This window comes from Actinokineospora lacus, from assembly GCF_053813445.1.
Window position 1 is genome coordinate 31157 of sequence record NZ_JBQERA010000007.1, and the last position, 11979, is coordinate 43135.

Below are 11979 nucleotides of genomic sequence, written 5' to 3' on the forward strand. Positions count from 1 at the left end.
AGTGTTGGCGGTCCCAAGGGGACCGTCGCGGTTTGCGCCGGACGGGCGTGGCTTCTTGGGCTGTTCGGTCGCGTCCGAACGAGGCGGTGGAGCCGGGCTGTGATCAGCCACTGTGGACAGGTTAGGCCGGCCATTGTGGACAGCGCGCCCGGGACGTGGCACCGTGGAGCCGTGTCTGATTTGAATGCAACCGCAGCGGCACTGCTCGGCTTGCTGCACGACGGTCCGCAGACCGGCGGGCAGCTTGTCGCGGCAGCCCGCGAGCGCTTCGGCTCGTTCTTCAGCGTCACGCGCAGCCAGGTCTACCGGGAGCTGCCCGCGCTCGCCGACAGCGGACTCGTCCGCCTGGGCAAGCAGGGGCCGCGCTCCAGCCAGCAGTACGTCCTGACCGCCTCCGGCAAGAAGGCGTTCAAGACCTGGCTGGCGGCCGAGCCCGGCCCCGACCACCTGCGCAGCCCGCTGATCCTGCGCCTGGTGCACGCCGAGACCCTGACCGCCAAGCAGCGCACCGCGCTGATCGATTCGGCGAAAGCGGCCTACTCCGGCGAGCACGACGCGGCGCGGGCGGCGGCCAAGACCGCCGAGGACCCCTACGCCAAGGCGATCGCCGAGTTCGGCGTGGCGAGGGCCAAGGCGGTGCTGAAGCTGCTCGACGCCATCCCGAAGTCCTGACTCAGGGCGTGTCGCCCCGCTCCCGCCGCACGGCGGGGGCGGGGCGCGCGTAACCTTGTTCGACGTGAACCCGGACGTCGTCACCGACCTCAAGGACCTGTCCGCCACGCTGTCCAGCGTCGAGGCGGTGATGGACCTGGAGACACTGCGCAATCAGGTCGCGGCCTTGGAGGAACAGGCCGCGCTGCCTGATCTGTGGGACGACCCCGACGCGGCCCAGAAGGTCACCAGCCAGCTGGCGCACCGCCAGGGCGAGCTGCGCCGCGTCGAGTCGCTGCGCTCCCGCATCGACGACGTCGGGGTGCTCTACGAACTCGCCGAGGAAGGCGAGGACGACGAGGCCCGCGCCGAGGCCGACGCCGAGCGCGAGAAGCTGCGCGCCGAGATCGCCGCGATGGAAGTCCGCACGCTGCTCTCCGGCGAGTACGACGGGCGCGAGGCCCTGGTCACCATCCGCGCCGAGGCCGGTGGCGTCGACGCCGCGGACTTCGCCGAGATGCTGCTGCGCATGTACCTGCGCTGGGCCGAACGCCACGGCTACCCCACCCAGGTATACGACACCTCCTACGCCGAGGAGGCGGGCATCAAGTCCGCCACCTTCAAGGTCTCCGCCCCCTACGGCTACGGCACGCTGTCGGTCGAGCAGGGCACGCACCGGCTGGTGCGCATCTCCCCCTTCGACAACCAGGGCCGCAGGCAGACCTCCTTCGCCGCGGTCGAGGTGGTGCCGGTGGTCGAGCAGACCGACCACATCGACATCGACGAGAAGGAACTGCGCGTCGACGTCTACCGCTCCTCCGGCCCCGGCGGCCAGGGCGTCAACACCACCGACTCCGCGGTGCGCATCACGCACCTGCCCAGCGGCATCGTCGTCTCGTGCCAGAACGAGCGCTCGCAGCTGCAGAACAAGGCATCGGCGATGGCGGTGCTGCAGGCGAAGCTGCTGGAGCGGCGCAGGCTGGAGGAGCAGGCGCGGATGGACGCGCTGAAGGACTCCTCCTCCGGCTCCTGGGGCAACCAGATGCGCTCCTACGTCCTGCACCCGTACCAAATGGTCAAGGACCTGCGCACCGAGCACGAGGTGGGCACGCCGAGCGCCGTTCTCGACGGCGACATCGACGGGTTCCTGGAGGCGGGAATCCGCTGGCGGCGCAGCCAGTAGTCGCGGGCGCACACAGGGTGAACCGGGCAAACCGTAAACGCGGCCGAGACAACGGGTCGATAACGCCCGGGGGTAGACTCGCCCACCGTGATCCGGCTCGAACAGGTTTCCAAGGTCTACAAGACCTCCACCCGACCCGCGCTGGAAAGCGTCTCCGTCGAGGTGGGCAAAGGTGAGTTCGTCTTCCTGATCGGCGCGTCCGGTTCCGGGAAGTCGACTTTCCTGCGCCTGCTGCTGCGCGAGGAGGTGCCATCCAAGGGCCGCGTCTACGTCGCGAACTTCGACGTCGCGCGCATGGCGCGGCGGCGGGTGCCGCGGCTGCGCCAGTCCATCGGGTGCGTGTTCCAGGACTTCCGCCTGCTCAACAACAAGACGGTCGCCGAGAACGTCGCCTTCGCCCTCGAGGTCATCGGCAAGCCCCGGCACACCATCAAGAAGGTGGTGCCCGAGGTGCTGGAGCTGGTCGGCCTCGAGGGCAAGTCCGAGCGGATGCCCAACGAGCTCTCCGGCGGCGAGCAGCAGCGCGTGGCCATCGCCCGCGCGTTCGTCAACCGGCCGCTGATGCTGCTGGCCGACGAGCCGACCGGAAACCTCGACCCCGACACGAGCCAGGACATCATGCTGCTGCTGGAGCGGATCAACCGCACCGGCACGACCGTGCTGATGGCCACCCACGACCATTCCATCGTGGACTCGATGCGGCGCCGGGTGGTCGAACTCGACCTCGGCCGCGTCGTCCGCGACGACGCCCGCGGTGTCTACGGCGTCGGCCGCTGACCCCCTGACAGACCAGAGCCCGAGGAACGATGCGCGCCAGCTTTGTGTTCAGCGAGGTCGTCACCGGCCTGCGCCGGAACATCACGATGACCGTCGCCATGATCATCACCACTGCCATCTCGCTGGCCCTGCTCGGCGGCGGCCTGCTGGTCGTGCGGATGATCGACAAGACCCAGGCGCTGTACCAGGACAAGGTCGAGGTCAGCGTGTACCTGACCAACGACGTGTCCGCCAACGACAAGGAGTGCGCCGCCGACCCCTGCTCGGGGCTGCGGGCCGCGCTGACCGCCGACCCGGCGGTCGAGGAGGTCGTCTTCGAGAACCGCGACGCCGCCTACGAGCGGTTCAAGCGGATCTTCGAGGCGCAGCCGGAGCTGGTGAAGCTGGCCCGCCCCGAGGCGCTGCCCGCCTCGTTCCGGGTGAAGCTGGTCGACCCCGAGCGCCCCGAGGTGATCTCCCAGACCTACGCCGGGCGGCCCGGGGTGGACTCGGTGGCCGACCAGGGCGAGTTCCTCGACCGGTTCTTCGGGGTGCTCAACAACCTGCGCAACGTCACCTTCTTCGTGGCGCTGGTCATGGCCATCGCCGCGCTGCTGCTGATCTCCAACACCGTGCAGCTCTCGGCGTTCACCCGCCGCGTCGAGGTCGGGATCATGCGCCTGGTCGGCGCGACGCGGTGGTACACCCAGCTGCCATTCCTGCTGGAGGCGGTGGTCACCGGCCTGGTCGGCGCGCTCGCCGCGATCGGGCTGATGGTGCTGCTGAAGGTGGCCTTCCTCGACGACGTGCTCGGCGGGTCCATCCAGACCGGGGTGGTCAGCTCCGTCGACGGGGTGGACATCCTGATGGTCGCGCCCATCCTGCTGCTCACCGCGCTGGTGATCTCCGGGGTGACCGGCTACGTGACGCTGCGCCTGTACGTGCGCACGTGAGCGCGGCAATCACGTCGCGTGCCGCGCGGCCGCGCCCGTAGAGTCACCGGTCATGGCTAAGGAAACCGGGCAGAAGGTGATCGCGTCGAACCGCAAGGCGCGGCACGACTACACGATCCTGGACACCTATGAGGCCGGGGTCGTGCTCCTGGGCACCGAGGTCAAGAGCCTGCGCCTGGGCCGGGCGTCCCTGGTGGACTCCTTCGCCACCGTCGACGACGGCGAGGTCTGGCTGCGCGGGCTGCACATCGCGGAGTACGCCCTCGGCACGTGGACCAACCACGAGCCCCGCCGCACGCGCAAGCTGCTGCTCCACAAGAAGGAGATCCTGCGGCTGATCGGCAAGACGAAGGAGTCGGGCACGTCCCTGGTCCCGCTGTCGATGTACTTCAAGGACGGCAAGGTCAAGGTCGAGCTGGCCCTGGCGCGCGGCAAGAAGGCGCACGACAAGCGCCAGGCCCTGGCCAAGCGCGACGCCGAGCGGGAGATCCAGAAGGTGATGGGCCGGGCGGCGAAGGGCAAGCGGTAGTGCGCGACGGCGAGGTCGCCGCCTGGGTCCGGGACCTGGGCGTCCCCGGGCTGGTCGACCTGCACGTGCACTTCCTGCCCGAGGAGATGCAGCGCAAGGTGTGGGCGTACTTCGACGACGCCGAGCGCAACTACGGCATCCGGTGGCCCATCGAGTACCGCCTGCCGGAGGCCGACCGGGTCGAGGTGCTGCGCTCGCTGGGCGTGGTGGCGTTCGCGCCGCTGGTGTACCCGCACAAGCCGGGCATGGCGCGGTGGCTGACCGAGTGGGTCGCCGAGTTCGCCGCGCGCACGCCCGGGGCGGTGCCGACCGCGACCGTCTACCCGGAACCCGACGTGGCCGAGTACCTGGACTCCGCGCTGCGCTCGGGCGCCCGCTGCGCCAAGGCGCACGTGCAGGTGGGCGCCTACGATCCGCGCTCGCCGCTGCTGGAGCCCGCGTGGGGCATGCTGGCCGAGGCGGGCGTGCCGGTGGTCGTCCACTGTGGCCACGGACCGCTGCGCGGCGAGCACACCGGGCTGGACGTCTTCGGCGAGGTGCTGGCCCGCCACCCCCGGCTCACCGCCGTGCTCGCGCACGCCGGGATGCCGGAGATCGCCCTCGCCCTCGACCTGGTGGCCCGGTACCCGCGGGTGCACATCGACACGACGATGGTCGGCGTGGGCTTCACCACCGCGATCGCGCCGCTGCCGCCGGACTGGGCCGACCGCCTCGCCGAGCACCCGGACCGCGTCGTGCTGGGCACGGACTTCCCGAGCATCCCCTACCCCTACGCCGAGCAGGTCCGCGCGATCGCGTCCTGGGCCGAGGACCCCCGGCTGGGCCCGGACTTCCTCCGCGCCGTCCTGCACGACACCCCGGCGCGCCTGCTGGACCTGAACACGCCGGGCCTGAACACGGCTGGGTCTGAAACGGCCTAGGGCTCCTCGGGCAGCCGCGCGACCTGCACGCGCTGCTCGCCGTCGCCGCGGGTGACGAGGATGCCGCGCCCGGGTGGCATCGGCGCGGGGCGCACGGTGCCGACCAGGGCGCCCTCGTCGCGGGGGCCGTTCATCACCAGGCCCGCCGTGCTCAGCTCGCGGAGCTTGCCGAGCACCGGGTCGAACAGCGCCCGGCCCGCGCCGCCGCTGCGCCGCGCGGTGATCAGGTGCAGGCCGACGTCGCGCGCCTGGGGCAGGAACTCGGCCAGCGGCTGGAGCGGGTTGGGTGTGCTGGACGGGCAGACCAGGTCGTAGTCGTCCAGCACGATGAACAGCTCGGGGCCGTTCCACCACGAGCGGTCCTTCAGCTGCTCCTGTGTCACGTCCGGCCCCGGCAAGCGCTTGAGCATCGAGCCGCGGACGTCCTTGACGATGTCGCCCAGCTGGTTGGCCGACACCGCGTAGCTGAGCAGGTGCTCGGTCTCAATGAAACCGAGCATGGTGCGCCGGAAGTCGACCAGCATGATGACCGCTTCCTGGGGCGTGTAGCGGCTCATGATTCCGCGCACGATGGTGCGCAGCAGGGTCGTCTTGCCGGACTCGCCGTCGGCGAAGGCCATGAAGTGCGACTCCGCGTCGAAGTCCAGCAGCACCGGACCGAGGGTGGATTCGCCGACGCCCAGCGGAATCCGCCTGCCGTCCGGGGCGGGCAGATCGGCGTAGGGCAGGTTCGTGGGCAACATGCGGACGGGCGGGGCGGACGGGCCTGCCCAGGCGGCGCGGACCTCCGCCACCGCGGCGTCCAGGCCGTCGCCGAAGGTGGGTTCGGCGACGAGGAAGTGCAGGCGGTCGCGGTTGAGCCCGCGGCCCGGCCGGTCGTCCGGCACGCCCGCGGCGACCTTGCGGTCCACGTCGGACTCGCTCGGGTCGCCCAGGCGCAGCTCGAACCGGGTGCCGATCAGGTCGCGCAGCGCGGGCCGGATCTCGGTCCAGCGGTTGGCGGAGACCAGCAGGTGGATGCCGTGGGACAGGCCCTGCGCGGCCAGCCCGAGCAGGGCGGGCTCCAGGTCGTCGAACTCCTGGCGGACCCCCGCCCAGCCGTCGACGACCAAGAAGACGTCGGCCATCGGCCGGTCGGGGAACCCCGAGCGGAATTCCTGCACCGACGCCACGCCCGCGGAGATGAACGCCTGCTCCCGGCGGGCCAGCCGGGCGGTGAACTCCGCGACGGTGCGGCGCACGTGGTCGGGGTCGCGGCGGGTGGCCACGCTGCCCACGTGCGGCAGGCCCGTGAGCGCCGTGAGCGCGCCGCCGCCGAGGTCGATGCCGTAGAAGCGGGCCTCGTCCGGGGTGTTGACCGTGGCCAGCGCCAGGACCAGCGTGCGCAGCAGGGTCGACTTGCCCGACCGCGGCCTGCCGACCACCACGGCGTGCCCGCCGCCGCCCGCGAGGTCGGCCACCAGCGGCTGCCTGCGCTGGGCGTAGGGGTTGTCCACGACCCCGATGGGCACCCGCAGGTCGGGGCCCGGGTGGCCGAGGCCGCGGTCCGGGGTGATCGCCAGCGGGGGCAGCAGGTCGACCAGCTGCGGGGAGTCGGCCAGCGGGGGCAGCCAGATGGGCCTGCCGCGCGGTGCGGCGCCTGCCAGCCGCTCGACTATGGCGTCCAGCTCGCTGGTCCTCCCGTCGTCGACCGGTCCGGAGACGTAGGCGACCTTGAACCGGGTCAGGTCGTTGCCGAAGCGCAGGTAGCCCATGCCGGGGACCGAGGGCAGCTCGTAGGCGTCCGGGACGCCGATGGCCGCGCGGGACTCGCCCATGGAGAACGTCCTGAGGCAGATCCGGTAGGACATGTACGTCTCCAGGCCGCGCAGCCTGCCCTCCTCCAGGCGCTGGGCGGCCAGCAGCAGGTGCATGCCGAGCGAGCGGCCGAGGCGGCCGAGCAGGACGAACAGGTCGATCATCGCGGGCCGGGTGCTCAGCAGCTCGGCGAACTCGTCCACCACGATCACCAGGACGGGCATCGGCTCGAGCGGCGCGCCCGCGGCCCTGGCGCGCTCGTAGTCCCAGATGTTCTTGTGGTTGCCGCCGCGCGCCAGCATCTCCTGGCGCCGGGCGACCTCGCCCGCCAGCGTGTCCTGCATCCTGTCGACCAGGCCGAGGTCGTCGGCGAGGTTGGTGATGGCACCCGCCACGTGCGGGGCCTTGTCCAGGCCGGAGAAGGTGGCGCCGCCCTTGTAGTCGACCAGCACCAGGTTCAGCTCGGTGGGGGAGTGCGTGGCCAGCAGGCCCAGGAGCAGCGTGCGCAGGAACTCCGACTTGCCCGACCCGGTCGCGCCGATGCACAGCCCGTGCGGGCCCATGCCGTTCAGCGCGGACTCCTTGATGTCGAGCACCACGGACCCGCCGTCGTCGTCCACGCCGAAGGGCACCGCGTAGCGCTCGGCGCGGCTGCCCCAGACCTGGGCCGGGTCGAAGGTGGTCGGGGTGTCGGGCAGGTCGAGCAGGGTGAGCAGGCGGGGCGTGGCGTCGGCGAGGGTGGCGGGCTCGGCGGGCGCTGTCCGCACGAGTGGGGCGCCGACCTGCGCGGCGAGCACGGCGGCGAGGTCGACCGGGGGCGCGTCGGCGCCCGGGGTGGCGGCCAGGAACGGCTTGCCCCGGTAGAGGCCCCAGCCGGGCTGGTCGGGCAGGGACCCGGCGCGCTCGGCGTCCACCCGCGACAGCGCGGGGTCGTCCAGTGCCAGCTCGACCTTGCCGCGCAGGAGGTTCGCGACCTGGTCGGGGATCTCGGCCCAGTGGTGGGCGGTGACGATGACGTGCACGCCCTTGGCCAGCCCGGTCGACGCGATCCGCCGGACCCGGGGGCCGAGGGCGCGGTCGTCCTCGGCGAAGGTCTCCCAGCCGTCGATCACCAGGAAGACGTCGGCGCGGTCGAGGCCGTCGACGGTGACCGCGCGGACCTGGTCGAAAGAACCGATGCCCGCCTGCCGCAGCAGCTGGTCGCGGGCGGTGATCAGCGCCTCGACCTCGGCCAGCGCGGCGTGCACCTGCTCGCGCTCGAACGGGGCGACCACGGCGCGCACCTGCGGGCTGCCGCGCAGGCCGCTGAACTGGCCGCCGCCGTCGAGGCAGACCACGGCGACGTCGGCGGGGGAGCGGCCGTGCAGCAGGCCGGTGACGATGGCGCGCACCAGCGTGGACTTGCCGGACAGGAACCGCCCGACGATGGCGAGGTGCCCGTCGCGCCCGGCGAAGTCCAGCCGGACCACGTCGTCGCCGCGCACGAACGAGGTGTGGGTGCGCCCGATCGGCACGACCAGGGGGCTCGCCCCGTCCGCCGGGGCCGCCTCCAGCAGGTCGGCGACCTCCGGCGACGGGGTGTACTCGTCGACGATGAGCGCGCGCTGCGCGGCGCTCGCCACCTTGAAGGCGCCCTGGCCCTGGCTGAGCCGGTGCGGGAGCTGGACCTTGCCGTCCGGGCGCGGCCTGCTCAGCTCGCGGTGCAGGTAGGCGTAGAGGTCGTCGGCGGTGATGGTGTCGCCCGCCTCCGGGGCGGCCGCGCCGGTGCTCAGGCCGCGGATCAGCACGTCGGTGAACAGCGAGTACGGCTGCGCGCTGCCCAGCACCACCCGCTCGTCCTCGAAGGCCTGCTCCAGCTCGTTGGTCGCGGTGATGATGTAGGTGCCCTCGCCGAGGCTGCCCACGTCGACGGCCTGGCCGGACTTCGCGCCGCGGGAGAACATGCCGCTGTAACAGCAGTCCAAGAGCACCGCCTTGTGCCGGGCCTGGCACTCGGTGAGCAGCTGACGCACCAGCAGCGCGGAGATCGCGGTGGAGTACGGGCGGTCGCAGCGGGTGTCGGCGGTGGCGAAGAACAGCTGGTTGTCGGCGTTCTTGAAGCCGTGGCCGGACAGGTAGAGCAGCACGTGGTCGTCGGGGCCGCGGTCGGCGAAGAGCTCCTCGATCTCCCGCTCGACGCCTGCCTTGCGGTCGTCCACCAGGTAGGGCGCGCTGTCGAAGCCGCCGACGCGGGGGTCGAGCAGCAGCTGGGAGAGCAGCTTGGTCTCCTCGACCGGGGCGCGCAGCGGCGGGAGCTTGGCGTCGAGGTAGTGCGAGGTGGCGATGAGCAGGGCGCGGCGCTGGCCCATGGTCATTCCCGCTCGTCGGCGTCGTGGAGCAGGTCGGCGAACAGGGCCTCCAGCTCCACGGCGGTGAGCGCGGTGACCTCCAGCTCCCGCCCGGCCACGCGGTAGCGCACGGACTTGGCGCCGGTGCGGTCGAGGAACGCCGTGACCGTGCGGTAGACCGCCAGGCCCGCGGCCGGGGCGACCCCGCTGACGGCCAGCTCGCCGAGCGTGTGCGCCCAGCCCGTCCGGGAGCCGTCCGGCGCGGCCTCCACCGGGCGGTCCACCCGCACCAGCCGCAGTGCCCGCAGGTCCTCGTACAGCTGGGCGGCCAGGCGGTCGACCGAGGCGGGCGTGCCGTCGGCGGCCACCACGCGCAGGGTCAGGGTGCTGGGCATGGTCTAGGTATATCAACTCGCGTTCCGCTCGCTCTGGGCGAACACCAAAAGGAAACAATCCCCGGCGCAGGGAGGTTGAGCTAGGCAGACTCAACTTCCAAGGGGTGATCTCCATGTCGGAGGCTCTGACACTGCCGGTGCTGCCGTTGGACGACACGGTCCTGCTGCCCGGCATGGTCGTGCCCGTCGCGCTGACCGGCGGCGACTCCGCCAACGAGGCCAGGGCCGCCGTCGAGGCCGCCAGGGCCGCTGACGGCAAACAAGTCGCGCTGGTCCCGAGGCTGGACGGCAAGTACGCCGCGGTCGGCACGCTCGCCGTGGTCGAGCAGGTCGGGCGGCTGCCCGGCGGCGAGCTGGCCGCGGTCGTGCGCGGCACCGCGCGGGTCCGGCTCGGCGCGGGCACCACCGGGCCGGGCGCGGCGCTGTGGGTGCACGTCGACGTGGCCGACGAGACGGTGCCCGAGCGCGCCGCCGAGCTGGCTACGGAATACAAGCGGCTGGTCATCACCATCCTCCAGCAGCGCAACGCCTGGCAGACCGTGGACGCGGTCTCCTCGGTGCAGGACCCCTCCGCGCTGGCCGACCTGGCCGGGTACGCGCCGTACGTCTCCGACGAGCGCAAGGTCTGGCTGCTGGAGACCACGGATGTGGCCGCGCGGCTGGAGAAGCTCATCGAGTGGGCCCGCGAGCACCTCGCCGAGCTGGACGTCGCCGAGACCATCCGCAAGGACGTGCAGGAGGGCGTCGACCGCCAACAGCGGGAGTTCCTGCTGCGCCAACAGCTCGCCGCGATCCGCAAGGAGCTGGCCGAGCTGGACGGCAAGCCCGCCTCCGAGGAGCAGGACTACCGCGCCCGCGTGGAGGCCGCCGACCTGCCGGAGAAGGTGCGCGGCGCCGCGCTGTCCGAAGTGGACAAGCTGGAGCGCACGGCGGAGTCCTCCCCCGAGGTGGGCTGGATCCGCACCTGGCTGGACACGGTCCTGGAGCTGCCGTGGTCGCGGCGCACCGAGGACGCCTACGACATCGCGGGCGCACGGGCCGTCCTCGACGCTGACCACGCGGGCCTGGAGGACGTCAAGGAGCGCATCATCGAGTACCTGGCGGTGCGCAAGCGGCGCGCCGAGCGCGGTCTCGGCGTGGTCGCGGGCAGGCGGAGTGGGGCCGTGCTCGCCCTGGCCGGGCCGCCCGGTGTCGGCAAGACGTCCCTGGGCGAGTCCGTCGCGCGGGCGATGGGCCGCGAGTTCGTGCGGGTGGCGCTGGGCGGCGTGCGCGACGAGGCCGAGATCCGCGGCCACCGCCGCACCTACGTCGGCGCGCTGCCGGGCCGGATCGTGCGCGCCATCAAGGAAGCGGGCTCGATGAACCCCGTCGTGCTGCTCGACGAGATCGACAAGGTGGGCGCGGACCACCGGGGCGACCCGACCGCGGCGCTGCTGGAAGTCCTCGACCCCGCGCAGAACCACACCTTCCGCGACCACTACCTGGAGGTCGAGCTGGACCTGTCCGACGTGGTCTTCCTGGCGACGGCCAACGTCATCGAGTCCATCCCGGGCCCGCTGCTGGACCGGATGGAACTGGTGCGCCTGGACGGCTACACCGAGGACGAGAAGGTCACCATCGCCCGCGACCACCTGCTGGGCAGGCAGCTGGAGCGCGCCGGGCTCGACGGCGCGGAAGTCGCCTTCGACGACGACGCGCTGCGCGCGCTGGCCGGGGAGCACACCCGCGAGGCCGGGGTGCGCGAGCTGGAGCGCTCGATCGCCAGGGTGCTGCGCAAGGTCGCCGCGTCGGTCGCGCTCGGGGACGCGGCGCTGCCGGTGCGCGTCGGGGCGGCGGAGCTGCGCGGCTACCTCGGCCGCCCGCGGCACACCCCGGAGTCGGCCGAGCGCACGTCGGCGCCCGGGGTGGCCACCGGGCTCGCGGTGACCGGCGCCGGTGGCGACGTGCTGTTCGTCGAGGCGTCGCTGGCGGACAAGGACACCGGCTCGCACGGCGTCACGCTGACCGGGCAGCTCGGCGACGTCATGAAGGAGTCGGCGCAGATCGCGCTGTCGTACCTGCGCTCGCACGGCCCGCGCCTCGGGCTGCCGGTGGGCTCGCTCGGCGAGCGCGGCGTGCACGTGCACGTCCCGGCGGGCGCGGTGCCCAAGGACGGGCCGAGCGCTGGCGTCACCATGACCACCGCGCTGGCGTCGCTGCTCTCGGGCAGGCCGGTGCGCGCGGACGTGGCGATGACCGGCGAGGTGTCGCTGACCGGGCGGGTGCTGCCCGTCGGCGGGGTCAAGCAGAAGCTGCTGGCCGCGCACCGGGCGGGCATCACCACCGTCCTCATCCCCAGCCGCAACGAGCCCGACCTCGACGATGTGCCGGAGGCGGTGCGCGCGGCGCTGACCGTGCACCTGGTCAGGGATGTGAGCGAGGTGCTGGACGTCGCGCTGGCGCCCGCGGCGGCCACGATGGCGGCGTAG

The 11979-nt window shown here is 72.4% G+C and carries 9 protein-coding genes; 7 read left to right on the top strand and 2 right to left on the bottom strand.

Features of this window, described 5'->3' with window-relative positions; translation table 11 throughout:
• Positions 1 to 171 precede the first annotated feature (171 nt).
• The 6 genes from ACTG9Q_RS18600 to ACTG9Q_RS18625 all read left to right on the top strand — a co-directional run bounded on the left by ACTG9Q_RS18600 (position 172) and on the right by ACTG9Q_RS18625 (position 4992).
• Positions 172 to 672 (top strand): PadR family transcriptional regulator, encoded by a 501-nt coding sequence (locus ACTG9Q_RS18600; RefSeq protein WP_455574078.1) that lies wholly within the window; start codon positions 172 to 174, stop codon positions 670 to 672.
• A 64-nt stretch (positions 673 to 736) separates the two neighbouring features.
• Positions 737 to 1834, top strand: a complete 1098-nt coding sequence (prfB, locus tag ACTG9Q_RS18605) for a peptide chain release factor 2 (protein ID WP_455574079.1) — start codon at positions 737 to 739, stop codon at positions 1832 to 1834.
• A gap of 87 nt (positions 1835 to 1921) precedes the next feature.
• Positions 1922 to 2611: a cell division ATP-binding protein FtsE gene (gene ftsE, locus ACTG9Q_RS18610; protein ID WP_455574080.1), complete on the top strand. Its 690-nt coding sequence runs from the start codon at positions 1922 to 1924 to the stop codon at positions 2609 to 2611.
• Positions 2612 to 2640: 29 nt separating this feature from the next.
• Entirely contained in the window at positions 2641 to 3543 is a 903-nt protein-coding gene (ftsX, locus tag ACTG9Q_RS18615; RefSeq protein WP_455574081.1) for a permease-like cell division protein FtsX, read from the top strand.
• 52 nt (positions 3544 to 3595) lie between these two features.
• On the top strand, positions 3596 to 4072 hold the full coding sequence (gene smpB / locus ACTG9Q_RS18620) for an SsrA-binding protein SmpB (RefSeq protein WP_455574082.1): 477 nt from the start codon (positions 3596 to 3598) through the stop codon (positions 4070 to 4072).
• A complete protein-coding gene (locus ACTG9Q_RS18625; RefSeq protein ID WP_455574083.1) occupies positions 4072 to 4992 on the top strand; it encodes an amidohydrolase family protein in 921 nt (306 codons plus the stop codon). Before smpB ends, ACTG9Q_RS18625 begins: the two co-directional genes overlap by 1 nt.
• On the opposite strand, the gene eccCb is transcribed toward ACTG9Q_RS18625, so the two are convergent.
• Together eccCb and ACTG9Q_RS18635 are read right to left on the bottom strand one after the other, a co-directional pair.
• Positions 4989 to 9143 (bottom strand): type VII secretion protein EccCb, encoded by a 4155-nt coding sequence (eccCb, locus tag ACTG9Q_RS18630; RefSeq protein WP_455574084.1) that lies wholly within the window; start codon positions 9141 to 9143, stop codon positions 4989 to 4991. The genes ACTG9Q_RS18625 and eccCb overlap by 4 nt on opposite strands.
• Positions 9140 to 9511, bottom strand: a complete 372-nt coding sequence (locus ACTG9Q_RS18635) for a hypothetical protein (protein WP_455574085.1) — start codon at positions 9509 to 9511, stop codon at positions 9140 to 9142. Before ACTG9Q_RS18635 ends, eccCb begins: the two co-directional genes overlap by 4 nt.
• Before the next feature lie 113 nt (positions 9512 to 9624).
• Between ACTG9Q_RS18635 and lon the strand changes: the two genes are divergently transcribed.
• On the top strand, positions 9625 to 11979 hold the full coding sequence (gene lon, locus ACTG9Q_RS18640) for an endopeptidase La (RefSeq protein ID WP_455574086.1): 2355 nt from the start codon (positions 9625 to 9627) through the stop codon (positions 11977 to 11979).